This window comes from Nocardia nova (assembly GCF_002933465.1).
GTDB classification, from domain to species: Bacteria; Actinomycetota; Actinomycetes; order Mycobacteriales; family Mycobacteriaceae; genus Nocardia; species Nocardia nova_B.
The window spans coordinates 291,034-311,367 of record NZ_PSZE01000002.1 but is presented as its reverse complement, the minus strand read 5'-3'; the positions used below and the strand labels follow the sequence as shown (position 1 = coordinate 311,367).

At 67.1% G+C, this 20,334-nt stretch carries 3 protein-coding genes; all 3 read right to left on the bottom strand.

Annotated elements, in window-relative coordinates:
* Positions 1 to 43: 43 nt before the first annotated feature.
* The 3 genes from C5E41_RS03810 to C5E41_RS03800 all read right to left on the bottom strand — a co-directional run bounded on the left by C5E41_RS03810 (position 44) and on the right by C5E41_RS03800 (position 20,172).
* Positions 44 to 17,323, bottom strand: a complete 17,280-nt coding sequence (locus tag C5E41_RS03810) for a non-ribosomal peptide synthetase (RefSeq protein WP_258080718.1) — start codon at positions 17,321 to 17,323, stop codon at positions 44 to 46.
* Between the two features lie 310 nt (positions 17,324 to 17,633).
* Positions 17,634 to 18,503 carry an SDR family NAD(P)-dependent oxidoreductase gene (locus C5E41_RS03805; RefSeq protein WP_258080717.1) on the bottom strand — a complete coding sequence of 290 codons (870 nt, stop codon included), beginning with the start codon at positions 18,501 to 18,503 and terminating at the stop codon, positions 17,634 to 17,636.
* Positions 18,504 to 18,534: 31 nt separating this feature from the next.
* Positions 18,535 to 20,172, bottom strand: coding sequence for a GMC oxidoreductase (locus C5E41_RS03800; protein WP_104374417.1), 1,638 nt, complete (start codon positions 20,170 to 20,172; stop codon positions 18,535 to 18,537).
* Positions 20,173 to 20,334: the final 162 nt, after the last annotated feature.

The window sequence follows — 20,334 nt, the reverse complement described above, 5'->3', positions numbered from 1 at the left end:
GCTGGTTCGGCGCCGGAACGCATTCCGACGGTTCGGGCGATGTTCATGATCGGCTTGTCCTTGCTGAATCGGGTGTGGCGCGGGTCGACCGGAAATGCTCGGTGAGAGCGGAACCGACAGCGCGTAGCGAATCCTGTTCGGTCATCCGTTCGTGTGGCACGGGAATCCGGTGCTCGGTGATACGCCCGGTGACGTAGGCACTCCAGGCACGGGCAGGAGAGCCGCCGTCCTCGGTGTCACGATCGGCGGCACTGAAGTAGATCAGGTCACCGTCGAACACAGCGGGCCGATGGTTCCAGGTGAGGTCGACAAGCCGGGTGTAGTCGCGTTGCAACCTCACGAGATGCTCGGGGGTCACGCTGGTGAACAGTCCGCCCTGCCGGTGCAGTAACTCGGTGGCGGCCTCGACGGTCGGCTCGGCAGAACCTTCCGGCACCGCGAAACCGCCGAACTCGGCGAGCATCTTCGCCACCGAGGGTGTGGGAGCGCGGAAGCTGTCGGCCGTGACGACGCGGGTGTCCATCATGGCCAGCGTGCCCACGCAGTCGCCGTCGCGGCGCAGGTGGACGGCCATCGCGTGAGCGATGGTCCCACCCAGCGAGTAACCGAGCAAATGGTAAGGGCCACGCGGTTGTACGGAGCGAATCTCCCGCACATAGCGGGCGGCGAGTTGGTCGAGCGTATCGAACCGCACCGCGGGATCGGTCAGTCCCGGGGATTGCAGCCCTCGAATCGGCCGGTCGGACTCGATGTACCGCACGAGTCCGCTGAAACCCCATGCCAATCCGATCGCCGGGTGGATACAGAACAGTGGCGGGTCGGTTCCGCCGGCGCGCAGCGGCAGCATGACGGAGAGTGCCTCGGCCAGATCCCGTTCGCCGAAGTCACCCGCGAGGCCATCCCGGCGGCTCTCGATTCGCCGGGCCAGCGACCGAGGCGTCGGATCTGTGAACAACCACGGCAGCGGCACGGTGACGCCTGCGGACTCCGCGAGACGCGCCACGAACTGGCTGGCGGCCAGGGAGTTACCGCCGACAGCGAAGAAGCTGTCGTCGACTCCGATTCGTTCGATGTCGAGCGTCCGGCCGAAAGCGTCACAGATGGCGGCCTCGAGCGGGGTGGACGGCGCCCGGAATCGAGACCGCTGGCGCTGGTCCGGTGCGGGCAGGGCGTTGCGGTCGAGTTTGCCGGTGGTCGTGACAGGTATCCGGTCGAGCGTGACGATAGCGGTGGGAATCATGTGGAGGGGCAATCGCGTGGTGAGATGCGCGATCAGCGCCGCGGGATCGGGCGTCGCGTGTGGGGTGGGCACTACGTAGCCGGTGAGCTGGTCGGCGCCGTGGGGGCCGGGGTGGACCGCGACGGCGGCGCGGGAGACGTCCGGATGGCCGCACAACGCGGTTTCGATATCGCCGGGTTCGATGCGGTGTCCGTGGACTTTGATCTGCAGGTCGCTTCGGCCGATGTAGCGCAGTCGCCGGTCGCCGGTCCAGCTGACCAGATCGCCGGTGCGGTACATGCGGGTCCCGGCCGGTCCCCACGGGTCGGCGACGAACCGGGCCGCGGTGGTCACAGGGTGCCCGCGGTAGCCGCGGGCGATGCCCGGACCCGACAAATACAGTTCGCCGGCCACTCCGGGCGGGACGGGGCGCAGTCTGCGGTCGAGTACCACAGCACAGAACCCGCGGGCCGGACCGCCGATTAGCGGCGGACTGTCCGTGACTGCGGTCAGAGGGATATCGCGGCAGCTCAGAATGGTGGTCTCGGTAGCGCCGTAGGTGTTGATCAGCGTGCGGCCTGGAACCCATCGGTTCACCAGATCCGGCGGGCATATCTCGCCGCCGAGGATCAGTGTGTGCAGGGTATCGAGTTCGCCCGGGGGCAGCGAGGCGAGCACGGTCGGGGTGAAGGCCGCATGGGTGACTCGGGCGGCATTGATCCGCTCGGCCAGTTCGTCCCCGGCGACCGCTGCCGCTGGAGCGAGCACCAGTGTGGCTCCGGCAGTAGCGGCGCCGAGCCATTCCAGGACGGATACGTCGAAGCTCGGCGCCGCCGCGGCCAGCATCCGAGACGAGGGGGTGAGGCGGAGCCCTTCCCGCGCTTCGGCGGCCAGGTTCGCAATCCCGGTATGGGTGACCACGACCCCTTTGGGGGTCCCTGTGGAGCCTGAGGTGTAGATCAGGTAGGCGGGATGTTCCGGCAGGAGCGCGGCGGTGCGTTCGCCGTCCTCGATCGCGGTGGCGGAGCGCGAGGCTGCCTTCGCCGCGAATGCGGGGCTGTCGATGCTGAACCACGTGGTGGCATCCGGCAGCCGATGGCGATGGGTCTCGGCCGTGAGCCCGACGACGGCGTGGGCATCGGCGAGAATACTGCTGATCCGGTTTCCGGGCATGGCCGGGTCGATCGGAACGAACGCGGCACCGGTTTTCGCGACCGCCCATACGGCGATCACGGCGTCGACAGAGCGCGGCAACGCCACGGCCACAGCCGATTCGGGACCTGCTCCGACGTCGATCAGTACCCGCGCCCACCGGTTCGAGATGTCATCGAGTTCGCGGTAGGACAACGTTTCGCCGTCACAGACCACCGCGTCCGCGGCGGACCTCGCCGCGGCCGCCAGCACCTGCGGCAACAACGACGTCGCCGCGCCGGACCCGCCGCGCACGGGAACCAGCGTGGCCAGCTCATCGGGCGACATCAACTGCAGTCGCGCGAGCGGCAGATCGATGTCTGCTGCGATGGCCTCGAGCACGCGACGCACTCGGCCGGCGAGGGCGTCGATCCGGTCCCCGGTGAACAGCTCGGACAGGTAGGTGAAGGTGAGCTCCAGCTGGGTATCGAGACGGGCGACCAGGCCGAGCGGATAGTGCGCGGCCTCGCGTCCGGACACGTCCAGGACGTGCATCCCGGCGATATCCGTATCTTCGGACAACCCACTCGTGTCGACCGGGTAGGACTCGAAGACGACCATGGTGTCGAACATCGCGCCGGGCCCGGCCGTCTGCCGGATCCGCGCGAGGCCGAGGTGGTTGTGGTCGAGCAGCGCGGCTTGTTCGGTGTGGATCCGCCGGAGTAGCTGGGCGAGGGTTTCGCCGTAGTCGACCCGGACCCGGACGGGCACGGTGTTGACGAACAGTCCGATCATCGATTCGATGCCGGGAATCTGTGGGGGGCGTCCGGAGACGGTGGTGCCGAAGACGACGTCCTCCCGTGTGGTCGCGCTCGCGAGCACGATCGCCCAGGCGGCTTGAACGACGGTGTTGAGAGTGGTCTCCTGCCGGTGGGCCACCGCGACCAGGGCCGCGGTGTGGTGCTCACTCATCCGCACCCGGACGTCGCGGGCATCGGCGGGGTCGTGGCTGCCGCGGTCCGCGCCGGCCAGCAGCGTCGGCTCGGTGATGCCCTCGAACGACCGCGCCCACGCGGCCTGTGCCGCGCTCCGATCCTGGTTCTTCAGCCACGCCAGATATTCGCGGTAGGGAGGCACCGGGGCCAGCGCGCCGGGATCGCTGTCGCCGGCGTAGAGGATCAGCAGTTCCCGGACCAGCAGCGGGGTGGACCAGCCGTCGATCAGGATGTGATGCATGCTCAGCAGCAGTCTGTGCCGCTGCGGGGAGGTGTCGATCAGCGTCAGTCGCAGCAGCGGCGGCACGGTGGTGTCGAAGTGCCGGTCGGCGTCCATGAGGTCAGCGAGCGCGGCGGCGGTGTCCGGGCATTCCGCGAGGTCGATCCGGGTGAACGCCACGTCGACATGGGCCTGCACCACTTGGACCGGCTCACCGGTGCCGCGGCGCACGAACGCGCTTCGCAGGTTCGGGTGCCGCCCGAGGAGGGTCTGCGCGGCGCGACGGAACCGGTCCGGGTCGACGGGCCCATCGAGTTCCAGACCGAGTTGCAGGACATAGTTGTCGAGCGCGTGGTCGTCGGAGGCGTGGTCGTCGGAGGCGTGGTCGTCGGAGGCGTGGTCGCCAGGCTCCCCGTCGTCGCGGGCGCCGTCGGCGAGCTGGGCGTGGAAGAGCAGCCCCTCCTGCAGCGGGGTGAGCGGCCAGATGTCGTCCAGGGCGGGGTACCGGACCTCGAGCCGGTCGATCGCGGCCTGATCGAGGTCGACGAGGTCGAGATCGGAGGGTGTCAGTCCCCCGGCGCCGGGCCGGGCCGCATGGGTGGCCAGGGCCGTCACCGCGTCGCGCCACAATTGCGCGAGATCGGCGACCTCGGTGGAGGTGATCAGCCCGGACGGATAATCCCAGGCCGCGGTCAGGGCAGGGCCGTCCGGCGTGTCCACGGTGACCGCGTTGACGCCCAGCACGGCGGCCGCGGATGCATCCGGGTGCTGGATGCTGCCACCACCGGCATCGCCGCCGACCGGCATCCAACCGCCGTCGCGCCACGTATCGGGGATGGTGTCGAACCGGCCGAGGTAGTTGAAACTCACCTGGGGACCGGGCAGCGCATCCAGGACGCGGGCGGTATCGGGGTTGAGGTAGCGCAGCAGCCCATAGCCGATGCCGTGGCCGGGTACCCGCCGGAGTTGTTCCTTGACCGATTTGACGACCACCCCCGCGGCGCTGCCGGCCGCGAACGCGTCGTCGATGTCGAGATCGGACAGGTCGAGCCGGACCGGGTAGGTCGTGGTGAACCAGCCGACGGTGCGGGTGAGATCGGCGCCGGGCAGGACCGTGTCGTGGCGGCCGTGACTTTCGAGAGTAAGCAGCGTCTCGGTGAGGGTGTCGCCGCGGCGGCGCCGCCACCGGGTCAGCGCCAGTGCCAGCCCGGCGATGAGGGCATCGTCCGCATTGCCACGGAACGCCTGGGGCACGGTGGTGAGTACAGCGCGGGTGGTCGCGATGGGCAGCGTCGTCCGAACAGTGGCGACGGTGGCCTGTACGTCCACGGCCGGGTCGAGCGGGCGCGTCCCGATCGGCGGATCGGCGGCAGCGAGCGTGGAACGCCACCAGCCGAGTTCATCGACGCGCGCGGCAGCGGCCTCCAGAGCGTGCGCCCAGCGTCGCATCGACGTACCGACAGGCGCGAGCCGCGGCTGTTGCCCGAGACTCACCTGGGTCCCGGCGACAGCGAGGTCGGGAACGAGGATTCGCCACGACACGCCGTCGACCACCAGGTGGTGTGCGACGACCAGCAGCCGACCCGGCCGGTCTGCGCAGTCCAACCAGACCACCTGCATCACGACTCCCGCGGCGGGGTCGAGGCGCTCGGCGGCCGAACGTGCCTCCGCGCCGGCAATCGCGGCGAACGCGCCGCTGTCCGGCGCCGCATCCACCGGCACGTGCCGGATGAGCCCTGCGGCGGATACCCCCGGCGGCTCCACCCGCAGCGCCCAGCCCGTCGGGTGGTCCGGTTCGGGCCGTAGCCGGGCGCGCAGCATGTCGTGGTGATCGATCACCGCTTGCACGGTCGCCGCTATCGCGGTCCCGTCGATGCCGGCAGGCAGCGTGAGCATCACCCATTGGCAGAAACGATCGAATCCGCCGCGCTCGAACATCCAGCACATGATCGGTGTCAACGGCATCGGCCCCACGCCCTCGCCGGGCAGCTCTGCCGGAAGGGACGCCGCGGCGGCGCTGTCGGGAACGGCGAGCCGGGCCAACCCGGCGACAGTCTTGCCCTCGAACACGTCACGGACCGAGAACACCAGCCCCACCGCTCGGGCCCGCGTCACCAATTGGATCGACATGATGCTGTCGCCGCCCAGGGCGAAGAACGAATCGTCGAGCCCGATCCGGTCGACACTCAGTACATCGGCGAACAGCCCCGCCAGCGTTCTCTCGGTATCGGTGACCGGCGGCCGGAATTCGGCTCGGCCCGTGGTGAAGTCCGGCTCGGGCAGCGCGGCGCGATCGAGTTTCCCCGTCTCGGTCATCGGCAGCCCGTCGAGCACCATCACAGTCGCCGGCACCATGTGCGGGGCCAGTCGCTGCTCGGCGACCGTGAGGACCGCGGCCGGATCTACATCGGCGCCGGGCTCGGGCACCACATATCCGATCAACCGATCGCCGCCGGCGGAGTCGTGGTGCACGGCCGCTACCGCGCGAGCCACCCCCGGACACGCCAGCAGACCCGATTCGACCTCGCCGAGCTCGATGCGGAAGCCACGAATCTTGACCTGGAAGTCCGTGCGGCCGACAAAGTCGAGCGTCAGGTCTCCCTGCGGTAGTCGCAGCCACCGCACCAGATCCCCGGTCCGATACATCCGCTGTCCCGGATCGGCGAACGGATCGGCGACGAACCGCGAGGCCGTCAGCCCCGTCCGGTTGCGGTAACCGCGAGCCAGTCCCGGACCGGCGAGGTAGAGCTCGCCGACGACTCCCAGCGGCACCGGACGCAACCACGCATCGAGCACGACCTCGTCGACACCGCGGATCGGTCTGCCGATCGCCGCCGTCTCGCCCGGCACCATCGGGGTTCCGGCATCGGTCTGGATCGTGGCCTCGGCCGGTCCGTAGGTGTTGAACAGTTTCCGGCCCGGAGCCCACTGCGACACCAATCGCGGCGGAGGAGTCTCGCCACCGATCGCGACCGTCCGGAGGTTCCGCAGTCCGGCCGGGTCGACCGTGCCCAAGGCCGTGGGCGTCAGCGCGGCGTGCGTCACCGAGTTGTGCGAAATGATCTGCGCCAGCTCGATTCCGCCGAAGACGGTCGGTGGCGCAATCACCAGCCGCCCGCCCGACGCGAACGCCCAGAGCAGTTCGAGGAGCGCGGCATCGAAACCGGGAGACGCGGCGTGCAGCACCCGCGCACCCGGCCCGATCTCGAACCGCGAGCATTGCTCGGCGACCAGATTCGCCAACCCCCGGTGCGAGACCACCACGCCCTTCGGCACACCCGTCGAGCCGGACGTATAGATCACATAGGCGGCATCATCGATCCGGACCGGCCGCCTTCGCTCGGCATCGGTCACCGGCGTCGTCGGTAACCCCACCACCTCTGCTCGGACCGCCGGCTCGTCGAGGATCAGCCACGGGACCGATCCGGGCAGCCGATCCCGCCACTGCGACACCGTGATTCCGTTCCCCGCACCCGAGTCGGTGAGCGCGTGCTGCACGCGGCTTCCCGGATTGCGCGGATCAACCGGGACGAATGCCGCCCCCGACTTCGCCACCGCCCACACGGCGAGCACCGACTCGAACGAGCGCGGCAACCCGACCGCGACACTGGTCTCCGGCCCGGCGCCCCGCCCGATCAGCAGTCGCGCCAACCGGCTCGACTCGGCATCCAACTCGCGGTACGTCCACTGCCGGTCCCCGCACACGACGGCGACCGCCCCCGGATTCTGCGCCACCGCCGCCGCGAAGAACTCCGGCAACACCCGCTCGGGCAGCGCGGGAGGACCCGACATCGGCGCCAACTCGCGAAGCTCCTCCGGAGTAAGCAGATTCAGCCGGGCCAACGGCAGATCCGGGTCGGTGGCGACGGCGTCCAGCACGCGCAGGACTCGTCCCAGAGTCGTCACCATCGTGTCGTCGCCGAAGCACTCGGGCAGGTACTTGATCTCGAGGTGTAGTCGCGTATCGACATGCACGACCACTCCCAGGGGATAGTGCGCTGCGTCGACGCCGACCACATCCACCAGCCGCATCCCGGCGATGTCGGTGTCCGCGGTCAGCCCGTGGCGCTCGATCGGGAAGGACTCCAGCACGGTTATCGTGTCGAACCGCGTCCCCGGCCCGGCGATACGCTCGATGTCGGCCAGGCCGATGAATTGATGATCGAACAACGCGGCCTGCTCTGCCTGGATGCGGTCGAGCAACTGCCCGAGCGTCTCAGTAGTGTCGAGCCGGACGCGCACCGGCACCGTGTTGATGAACAGCCCGATCATCGATTCGATATCCGCGATCTGCGGGGGCCGTCCGGAGACCACGGCACCGAACGTCACATCCTCGCGAGATGTCAACGCGCTCAAAACGATCGCCCATGCCACCTCGATCATCGTGTTGAGCGTGATGCCGCGAGACCGCGCGCAGCGGGTCAGCGCCGCGGTCTGCTCCTCGGTGAGTTCGCCGGACACCTCGCGCGATGCGCTGCCGCGACGGCCCGGATCGGGCGCGGCCACCAGGGTCGGCTCGTCGGCGCCGTCGAAGGCACGGGCCCAGGCGTCGAGTGCGGCCGCCGGGTCCTGGTGGCCGAGCCAGGCCAGGTAGTCCCGGTAGGAGCGCACCGGCGGCAGCGACGCCTCGTCGCCATCGGTGGCGTAGAGCAGCAGCAACTCCTTCAGCAACAGTGGCGTCGACCAGCCATCGAGCAGCAGGTGATGATCGGTCAGCACCAGCCGGTACTGCTCCGGTCCGATGGTGACCAGCATCCAGCGCAGCAGCGGGGCACGGGCCGGATCGAACCGTTTGGCGCGGTCCGCGGCCAAGAGCAACTCCCACTCGCGACGGCGTGCGGTGTCCTCCATTCCGGACAGGTCCAGCTCCGACCAGGGTGCTTCGGCATCGTCGACGACGACCTGCACCGGTCCGGCGCCGGCATCGGTGACGAAGGCCGTGCGCAGATTCGCGTGCCGGTCCAGCAGTATCCGCACGGCTCGGTGCAGCCGTTGCGCGTCGACCCGGCCGCGCAGTTCGAGGATCAGCTGCGTGAGGTACGTATCCACCGACTGCTCGGACACCAGCGCATGGAACAACAGCCCCTCTTGCAGCGGGGCCAACGGCCAGACATCGCTCAGCGCCGGATACCGCTGCTCGAGTCGCTCGATCTCGGACTGTCCGAGCTTCACCAGCGCCAGATCCGATGGTGTGTGTCCCCCACTCCCGGCACGGCGGACGTGTGCGGCCAAGGCCTGAAGCGCCCGGCGCCACGAGTGCGCCACCTCGCGCACCTCGTCGGCGGTGAGCACCCCGGCGGGATACGACCAGATCGCCCGCAGCCGTCGTCCCCTCATGTCGTCCAGGACGACGGCGCTGATGTCGAGCGCCGCCGGCACCGGCATATCCGGATCCTGAGTTCCGGCGAGGTCGGCGCCATCGCCCCCGGCGCCGCCGATGTCCACCGGCACCCAGCCGGCCGCCGATATCTCCCCGGTGGCAACCGGGCCGAGATAGTCGAACGCGATCTGCGGCGCCGCGGTCGCGAGGATCGGTCCGGTGCCTTCGTTGAGATACCGCAGCAAGCCGTAGCCGATCCCCTGTTCCGGGACGGTGCGACGTTGTTCCTTGACGGACTTGATCGCCGCTCCCATCGCCGGTCCACCCGCGCACGCGTCGTCGAGATCGATGCCCGACAGATCCAGGCGCATCGGGAAACTCGTAGCGAACCAGCCGACCGTCCGCGTCAGGTCCGAGCCTGGGACGACACTGGCCGCACGGCCGTGTCCTGCGAGCCGGATCAGGATGTCCCTGGATGGCCCGGCGGACGCTGCCGTCTCGTGCTCGCGCCGCCACTTCGCCAGTGTCATTGCCAGGCAGGCCAGCAGCCCGTCGTCCACACTCGCGTGGAAAGCGGCGGGCACTTCGGTCAGCAGAGCCTCGGTCACCTCCGGGTCCACGTCGACCCGTATCGTGCGGGCAGTCGCGGCCACGTCGATCGCGGGGTCGAGGGGCCGCGACCCGATCATCGGATCGTCTCCGGCGGTCATCGCCTGCCACAACTCGAGTTCCGCGGCTCGCTCGCGTCGGTGTGCCGCCTCGACCAGCCCGAACGCCCACCGGCGCATCGACGTTCCGGTAGGGGCCAGATCCGGTGACCGACCGGATCGGATCCGCGCCCACGCGGCCGCGAGGTCCGGCACCAGCACGTTCCAGGAGACACGATCGATCGCCGAACGATGGACCACCACCAGCGCCGCGCCCGGCTCCGCCGAACTCGCCGGATCGAACCAGACCACCTGCACCACGATCCCGGCGCCCGGATCGAGCCGATCGGCGGCGGCAGCCAACTCGGCCGCCGCCGATGCGCGCGACGCGCCGCGTCCCGGCCCGCCTGCCATCGGCACGCGCACGAGTACGTCGTCGGCTCGAATCATGCCGACCGGCAGCACCTCCCACGTCCGATATCCGTCACTGCGCCGGCCGAGGCGCGCACGCAACATGTCGTGCCGATCGAGTACCGCCTGCACGGTGCCGGTGAGCTGCCGCCGGTCGATCCCCGCCGGCAGAGTCAGCATCATCGCCTGCGAAAGGCGGCCGAATCCCGGGCCCGCCCGCTCGAGCAGCCACCGCATCATCGGTGTCAGCGGTAGCGGGCCCACCCCCGCGCCGGGCAGTTCCGCCGGAAGCGACAGCGCCGCCGCGCTGTCCCGGATGGCGACCTGGGCCAGTCCGGCGACCGTTTTGCGTTCGAACACATCGCGCGGAGAGAACACCACACCCGCCGCTCTGGCCCGAGTCACCAGCTGAATCGACATGATGCTGTCTCCGCCGAGAGCGAAGAAGGAGTCGTCGATACCGATGGTGTCGACGCCGAGCACATCGGCGAATGTGTCGGCGATGAGGTGCTCGATCGGAGTTCGCGGCGGCCGGTACGGTGCGTCATCGGCGAACACCGGTTCGGGCAACGCCCTACGGTCGAGTTTGCCGGTCGGCGTCAACGGAATCCGGTCCAGCACCACGATCGACGACGGAACCATGTAGGACGGCACACGATCGGCCAGATACTCCGTCAAAGCCGCGGTATCGATCGAATTACCGGGTGCCGCAACAACATACGAGACCAGCGACTGAGCTCCCGAATCGGGACGGTAACCGATGGTGGCAGAATAACCGACACTCCCCTGACCGGCGAGCACGGAATCGATCTCACCGAGCTCGATACGAAGACCTCGGATCTTGACCTGGAAATCGGACCGGCCCAGATGTTCGATCGCACCATCGGCAGACCACCGCACCACATCACCGGTCCGATACATCCGTTGATCCGGCAACCACGGACACGCCACGAAACGCTCGGCCGTCAACCCCGCCCGGCGGTAATACCCACGAGCCAATAGCCCACCGGCAATATACAATTCACCCGCCACACCGACCGGCACCGGCTGTAATCGCCGATCCAGCACCCACATCGAGACACCCGGCATGGGGCGGCCGATCGTGACCGGGTCTTCCGCTGTCAAGGGGGACGTCACCGTCGCGGCGATGGTGGTTTCGGTGGGCCCGTACTCGTTGAACAGCTCACGATTCTCGCCCCATCGCTGTACCAGTTCAGGGCCGTAACTCTCGCCGCCGACGATCAGATGGCCCACATCCGTCAGCGGCCAACGGGTGCGGTCGATAGTGGACAGCGTCGAAGGTGTGATGCAGGCGTGGGTGACGTGTTCGCTGTCGACGAGTTCGGCGAGGTCGTCTCCACCCGCGATGCCACTGGGCGCGACGATCATCGTGGCGCCCGAGCACAGCGCCAGCAGCAGCTCGAGAATCGAGACATCGAAACTCGGCGAGGCCAGATGCAATGTGCGGGAGCGGTTTTCGATGCTCAGCAGAGCGCGATGTTCGGTTGCGCAGCTCTTCAGTCCTCGATGCGTGACAGCCACACCTTTGGGCAGCCCGGTTGATCCGGACGTGTAGATGACATAGGCGATATCGTCGATACGCAACGGGCGCACCCGATCACCATCGGTCACGGGCCGATCGTCGCCCTCACCGAGATGGTCCGGTGTCAACCAGTCGATATCGTCACCGGGCAAGCGGTCACGCGCGGACGCCACCGTCAGGCCGACACCCGCCCCCGAATCGGTCACCATGTGCCTGATGCGCTCGACGGGGTTGTCCGGATCGATCGGAACGAATGCGGCCCCCGTCTTGGCCACCGCCCACACCGCCGACACCGATTCGGCAGAACGCGGCATACCGATCGCGACGACGTCCTCCGGACCGATACCCCGCCCGATCAGCTGCCGAGCCCACCGGTTCGAACGCTGGTCCAACTCGCGATAGCTCAACCGCTGGTCACCGAACACCACCGCCGAAGCATCAGGATTCAGCCCCACCGCGGTGGCGAACAGGTCGGGCAGGGTGGCCGGCGCGACCGCGGGCGCGCCGTGCCGGCTCAGCAGATCGGCTCGCTCGGCGGGCTCGAGTATCTCGATGGCCCCGGTGAGTACCGCCGGATCGGTGGCTACCGATTCGAGTATCCGGATCCATCGCTGCGTGAGAGAGTCGATCGTCGCGGCGTCGAACAGATCGGTAGCGAAAGTGACCGCCGCGGTCATATCGCCGCTGCCCTGGTCCGGCGAGAGAATGAACTGCAAGTCGAAACGCGAGACATCCATCGGTAGATCGACCACCGACAGGTCGAGGCCGGGCAGTTCGAGTCCTATCGGTTCCGGGTTGTGGAACGCCAGCATCACCTGGAACAGCGGATGGCGTGCCTGGGATCGATGCGTAACCAGTTGGTCCACGACTTGTTCGAACGGAACATCGGCACGATCGAACGCGTCGACATCGACCTGCCGAACGCGACCCAGCAGATCGGTGAACGACTCTCCCGGAACGACCTCGACCCGCAACACCAAGGTGTTGACGAACATCCCGACCACATCGTCCAGTACCGCCATGCCACGGCCCGCGACCGGCGTTCCGACCGGAATATCAGCGGTACCGCTGATTCGGGCGAGCAACACCGCCAGCGCGGCATGAATCACCATGAACAGCGAGGAGTTATGCTCGCGCGCGATATCTTCCAGCGCGCGGACCAGATCCGCACGCAACGAAAAGCTCGCGGTTGCACCCCGATTCGACATCACCGCCGGCCGCGGCCGGTCGAACGGCAGACGAAGTTCCTCGGCCACTCCGGACAACGTCTCCGTCCAATATCGAATCTGCCGGGCACACAGCGATTCCGGCTCGTCCGGCGAGCCGAGAGTAGCTCGTTGCCACAACGCGTAGTCCGCGTACTGGACCGGCAGCGGGTTCCACGACGGGGCTTCACCGCGTATCCGCGCGCTGTAAGCAATCGCGACGTCACGAGCCAGCGGCGTCATCGAGAAGCCGTCCGCGGTGATGTGATGCATCACCACCGCCAGCACATGGTCGGATTCTCCCGCATCGGCGATGCGGAACAGCTGGGCGCGAAGCGGCGCCCGGGCGCTCACATCGAAGCCTGCGGTGACGAATTCCGTTATTGCCGAGGGCAACTGGTTCGCCGAAACCGATACCAGGGTCAACTCACGGTCCACATCGTCAACGGGTTCGATCAGTTGGATCAGCATTCCGTCACGGTCCGGGTACCGCGTTCGCAAGGACTCGTGTCTACCCAGTACGTCGATCATGGCCGATCGAAGCGCACCGAGGTTCAACTCGCCACGCAGCCGGATGACAATCGGCACGTTGTATATGCCCGAGCCGGTGTCGTATTGGTTGATGAACCACATCCGTTGTTGGGCCGGCGCCAAGGGAATCAGCTCTGGGCGCGGCCGGGCAACCAACGGTGGGCGCCGTCGCCCGGTATCGGACCTCTGACCTATGCGAGTCGCGAGCGCCGCCACCGTGGGCGCCTCGAACAACAGTCGCACCGGGACCTCGGTATCCAGCGCGGCACCGATGCGCGCGGCAATCCGCGTCGCTATCAGGCTGTCTCCACCGAGCGCTAAGAAAGAATCGTCCGCACCGACCTTGTCGACACCCAAGATATCCGCGAAACACCGGGCAACGATCTGCTCTGTCGACGTGGCGGGCTCCCGGAAAGGCCTGCGCTCAGCAGGCACCGGCTTCGGCAACGCACGACGGTCGAACTTCCCCGCCGGCGTCAACGGAATACGATCCAATACCATGATCGACGCCGGAATCATGTACGACGGCAACCGATTCCCCAGATACTCGGCCAACTCTGCCGTATCGATCGAACAACCCGGCGCGGCAACGACATACGAAATCAATGACTGCGTCCCCGAACCGCCACGAGAACCGACGGTCACCGCGTGACTCACGGCCGCATGTGCCGTTAACGCGGAATCGATTTCTCCCAGCTCGATACGCAGACCTCGAACCTTTACCTGAAAATCCAGCCGGCCCAGATGTTCGACCGCTCCCATGGTGGTCCATCGAGCCATATCCCCGGTCCGGTACATCCGCTTACCCGGTGCCCAGGGACACGCGACGAAACGCTCCGCCGTCGTACCGGGCCGGCGGTGATACCCACGAGCCAATAAAGTGCCCGCGATGTACAACTCACCGGCCACACCGACCGGTACCGGCTGCAGCCGCTGATCCACAATCCATTCCGAAACGCCACGAATCGGACCGCCGATCGTCACCACATCACCCGTCGCCAGCGCAGCGCTGTGGTTCGTCATGATCGTGGCCTCGGTGGGACCGTAGGCATTGATGAACTCACGACCGTCGGTGGACCAGCGCTGCACCAGTTTCGGGGGGCACGTATCACCGGCCGCGACGACGACGCGGAGAGTGTCGAGACCGTCCGGATCAACCGACATCAACGCGGTCGGGGTAACCACCGCATGCGTGACTCGTTCGCGGCGCAGCAGGTCCGCCAACTCGGCGCCACCGTAGGTGCTGGGCCCGGCGATTACCATGGTCGCTCCGGCGCCCACCGCGAGCAGCAATTCCCAGATCGAGGCGTCGAAGCTCGGCGACGCGACATGCAGGGTCCGCGAAAAGGCGTTCACCCCATAGCGTTCCCGTTGTTCGCAACTGAGTGCGGCCAACCCCGCATGCGTCACCGTCACGCCCTTCGGTACACCGGTGGAGCCCGAGGTGTAGATCAAGTACGCCGGATGCTCCGGTCGAAGCACGGCAGTCCGATCCCGGTCGGAAATCGGCTGAGCATTCGCGGCCTCGTCGAGGTCGTCCGCAATCAACCACTCGATATCGTCCGGCAACCGCGCACGCACAGATGCCACGGTGACGCCCACGACCGCCCTGGAATCAGCCATCATGTGCGTTATCCGCTCTCGCGGATAACCCGGATCGACCGGCAGAAAAGCCGCTCCCGTCTTCGCGACCGCCCAGACCGCCGTCACCGACTCCGGACAACGCGGAATACCGACCGCGACAACGTCCTCGGGGCCCACGCCACGCCGAATGAGTAGTCGGGCCAGCCGATTCGAATACTCGTCCAACTCCCGATAACTCAGCCGCCGGCCGTCGAATACGACCGCCGAAGCATCGGGGTCCCGTCTCACCGCCGCGGTCAGCAGCTCCGGCAACGTCATCGTCTCCGTCGCCGCCGCGGCACCCGAACGAGACGACAAGTCGGCTCGCTCAGCAGGCTCGAGCACATCGATCGCGCCGATCGGGATCGTCGGGTCGGCGGCTGCTGATTCGAGTATCCGGATCCATCGCCAGGCGAGAGAATCGACCGTCGCAGCATCGAACACGTCGGCGGCGTATGCGATCGTGGCAGTCACATCACCGCCGTCACGGTCTGCCGACAGGGTGAATTGCAGGTCACAGCAGCATATCTCGCTGGACGGGCCGATGGTCGGCGCGTCGAGATGGACCAGCGCCGGTTCGACCGGTGCCGAGCTCCGGAACGTCAGCATCACTTGATACGAGCGGTGTCGCCACGGGGATGGTTGATCCGCCGGCTGTCCGAGCGGGACATCGGCATGGTCGAACGCATCCAGGTCGATCTGCCGGACCCGGTCCAGCAGATCGGCGAACGACTCCCCCAGGTCGACCTCGACCCGCAGCACCGGAGGTTGGACGAACATCCCGGCCACATCGTGGAGCGCCGCCACACCGGGACCGGCGACAGACGTGCCGACCGGAATGTCGGTGGCGCCGCTCATCCGGGCGAGCAATACCGCCAGTGCACCGTGCATGACCATATAGAGCGAGGAATCATGTTGCTGCGCAACAGTTTCCAATGCCCGAACCAATCCGGCACCCAACGAGCCGACGACGGTGGCGCCGCGATTCGACATCACCACCGGCCGCGGCCTGTCCATCGGCAGGCGAAGTTCCTCGGGAAGTTCCGCGAGCGCAGCCCGCCAGAACGTCAGGTTCTCGCGGCGGCGGCGCAGCGCCGCGCCGCCCGCGGCACTGCCGGGATGGACCTGTCCGAGCTCGGTGTCCGCGGCGGCGGCAGCGAACTCGCCGAGGAACTCCACAAATCCGGTGCAGTGGGCCGACAGTTCGACATCGGTGTAGAGGCGGGGGTTGGCCATGAACTGGACGATCGTGCGCGGCGGATCCCCGCTCTGATAGACGTCGACCAGCAGATCCTCGACCGGGCCGGAGCTGAGAATGTGGAATTCCCCGGTCACCGAGCCGAACCGGATCTGGTGGTCGAAAAGCATGACATTCACCACCGGGCCCGCGAAGCGCCACTGTGCGCCGCGGTTCCCCGTGGCAGCGCGAATGTCGGTGAGGCCGCACCGCTGGTGCCGCAACACACCCACCAGATCGGACTGCACCCGCAGTGCCAGCGTCGCGACTGTGTCATCCGCATCGAGGACGATCGGAAGCGGTGTCACATTGACGAATACGCCTGCGGACCGCCGCAGCACGGCGGTCGTGCGGCCCGAGACGGGAATATTGACCAGGACCTCGTCCCGGCCCGTTCGCCGGGCCAGATAACAGCCGAACGCGGCGATCACCACCGCGGCCGGACTCGCGTCCATTGCTTTCGCCGAACCAACGATCCGCCCCACCGTCACCGCCGGCAGTTCGGTGATGACGACGACGTTCTCCGCACACGGGGCCGCGCGCCCGCCGGACAGGCTGCCTTCCGCGTCGAGTCCGGCGAGTCGGTTCACCCAATATGCCTGGTCGTCGGTGAACCGCTTCGACTCCCGATAACTGCGCTCGGCCTCGTACAGGGCCCGGATATCCGCCGCCCGACTGGGCTCTGCGGTGCGGTGCTGCACGGCCGCGGTGTATAACGCCGCGATCCGGTTCACGATCATCATCGCGCCGTATCCGTCCAACGCGACGTGATGGCTCCTGCAATACAGCAGATAATGCCGATCCCCGACTTGGACAATCGCCGTCGCGACCAACCGGTCCCGCATCATATCCAAGGGCGCGGTGTACTCCCGGCGCATCCATTCCGAGGCGGCCGCGACGGGATCCGCGGCACCGCGCATATCGATGACCGGTCCCGCCGACTTCAGCGACGGGTCGTACACCTGATAGGGCTCACCGTCGACCTCGATCAATCGCAGGTAACCCGACTGGAACTCCTGCCCGGCTTGAATCGCCGTCCGACGGAGCAGATCTACATCGAGATCACCACGGAACTCGATGTACTGCGCCTCGGATATCGGCACATCCGGAACGAGTTTCTGCGCCAGCCACAAACCCTGTTGCCCGGCTGAGAGCGGTATCGGCTGTATGCCTGAGGGGTCCGGTTCGCTATTTTCGCTCGATCTCCGAGCAGAGTCTATCGGGGGCCGCGGAGCGGTCATAATTTTCCTTCTTACCCCTGACCCGATAAGCATTATAAGCAGAGCAACACTTTTTTGTACACCACCGTTGTGCTGAAGAAACTTTCGCCGCCACCGCGATCTTGTGACTTTCGTCTTTCGATCAGGGGACGAATACTCTTACCGATTCGGACTGCCCCGCACGACCTTCGAGCACGATTCGAATCTCTCGACCATTGATTTATACTTGATGGCCGGGCTCATTCCACCGTCCGGAGTTCGGAATGTCCGAAGCCTGCTGATTGACGATTATCGAATTCGCTCTTTTCCAAAAAATGACGGGCGCAGCCCTTCAGCGACGAGACCTGCGTTCCAGAAAGCGCTGAACGCGGTCGCGATGGACGGCGGACCACGCTTGGACCCGGACTGCCCACCAGGGGGCGATATCGTGCGGTTTGGCGGCGACGGCGTACGCGATGAGATCGGCGGCTTCCGCCACCGTGAGAGCAGGGACGCGGCGAAAGTCCGTGGGAGCGCTCATCCTGGTGTGGACCAGTGGCATGTATACCGAGGTGGTGGTGACGTCGTTGCCGGCGATTTCCGCGGCGACACTGCGCAGCCAGACGTCGAACGCCGCTTTCGAGGCACCGTAGGCCGACCAGCGCGGACTCGGCGGCATCAGCACACCCCAGGTGGACACATTGACGATATGCCCCTGCCGACGGGCGCACATATCAGGCAGCAGGGTGAGCAGCAGCCGCACCGGACCCAAATAGTTGATATCGATGGTGCGGGTGAAATCGTGGAAGCGGTCGTAGGACTCGGCGATGGGACGCCGGATGGACTTCCCCGCGTTGCTGATCACGATATCGATATGCCCGTACTCGGCCAGCAGCGTCCGGCCCAGCGACTCGACGGCATCCCAATCGGTCAGGTCGCTCGCATACGGGTGGGCTGTGCCGCCGTCCGCTGTGATCTCGGCGGCCAGCCGTTCCAGTTCGGGCCGAGAACGCGCCACCAGCGGCACCACGGCCCCGGCCGCGGCCAGCTTCCGGGCACTGGCCTTACCGATGCCGTGCGAGGCACCCGTCACCAGAACCACCTTGTCCGCGACCGCCGCCCGCAACGATTCCCCGGTCGCCCGGACTGTGGGGTACAGCAGCCGGATAGCCGCCCGTTCGGCGAGCGACCGCTCGCGGTTCGTGACCGGGGTCTGGTGCACAGTTTCCGACTGTATCGCTCGACGGTATCCCTCACCCACCGGAACGAATGATCTCTTCGATATTGCGCTCGGCCAGCGCACTAATCGTCAACGAGGGGTTCACCGTCCCGGTGCTGCCGGGTACGGCCGCCCCGTCCATCACATAAAGGTTTCGATAACCGCGCACCCGGCCGTACTCGTCGGTTGCACGTCCGATCACCGCGCCGCCCAACGGATGGGAAGTGAACGACGCGTCCGCATCCAGACCCGCGCGAAAAGCAGGCGGGCAGTGACAAGCCACGTTGCTGTTGACCTCTCGTGCTCGCTCGAGATAGCCGACAGCACCGCCGGGTGGCCATTGCAGCTCGACGCGACCATCGGTCGTCGGATCGCAGACGAATCGGCCCCGGGTGTCGTCGAGCACGATGCCCAGCGACGCGAGAATGGTGGTGTCGAGGGGCGTCGTGCCGGGGACGAACCAGCTTTCCAACGCCACGGGTGCGCCCGCCTCGTCCAGAATCCGGCTCGCGGACGGTGTACCCTGCGTACCCACCTCGAGCGTGGTGAGCGGCCGCGCCAGGGCGACGTCGCCGTTGGTGCCCCAGCCTTCGCCGATGTGTTCGTTCAGGTCCGGCAGCGCGCCCGTGGCCCGCGCGCGCACCAGCAGCTCGGAAGTGCCGATGGAGCCAGCGGCGAGGAACAGCATGTCGCAGGTCAGCGTGCGGGTGCGAAGCACCTCGCCGGTCGGGGCGAGTTTGGTCACCGCGACGGTATAGCGACCCGACGCTCCCGGTTCCTTGGAGATGGCGTCCACCCGATGGCCCGGGTAGATCCCGGCATAACCGGTGGCCTCGGCATAGCGCAGGTAGTTCTGGTTCAGATCGAATTTCGCGCCGTTGGAGTTGCCGAGGTTCGAACAGCCGATCGTCGCCGACGGCCTCGATCGTCCGTCCAGTTCGTCGCGGATGATGTTCCACCGCCACACGCCGTCGTTTCGCTGCGGCAGGTAGCCGGCCGCGCGGACCTGTCCGTCCCAGGCACGAGAGTGCGCGAACGCGACGGAGTTGTAGATGTCCTCCGGTATCGGGCTCGGCCGCAAAATCTGCCGGACTCTGGGGTAGTAGACGTCGTGCATCTCGCGATAGTCGACCACACCCTGGAATACATGGTCGAAGAACCGCTGCTCCGGCTCGATGAACACCCCGGTGAACACCACCGAGCCGCCACCGACACACGCTCCGCGCCAGACATCCATCCCCGGGTAGCTGCACACATCGAGAACACCACCGAACGGATCGACAGCCAGTGGGACCCTGTTCACCCCGGTGAAGCTGGTGCGGTACCAGAAGCCACGGCCATCCGGAACGGTGTCCGCTGCGAAAATGTCACGCCACGGATCACTCGGCCAGCGCGACCCGCGCTCGAGGACTGCGACCCGAGTGCCGGACTGCGACAGCCGCAGCGCGGTGACCGCCGCACCGAACCCCGATCCGATGACGATCGCGGGTACATGATCGGCCGGGTCCGGCAAGGGGGCGAAGATCTCCGGCACCAGCGTGCGATACAACGACGTTCTCGGGCTCGGCCCGAAGTTGTCGGCGCGAGCGACTGGTGGGGTGCTGTCCACACGCGCGAGACCCACCATCGCCGCAGCCAAGCCGACGCCTTTGACGAAATCGCGCCTGTCCATGACGGCCCCTTGCCGATCCGACGTCGCTCGATCATCCAGCGCCCGCACAACGAATGCGCCAGACATAGCGACTACCTATCATAGGAGTAGGTCGGGTGTGGGAGGTGCCAATGCTGACTCGCGCATGGACTCGGTGGCTGCTTACGCACGGCCTTCCGCGGA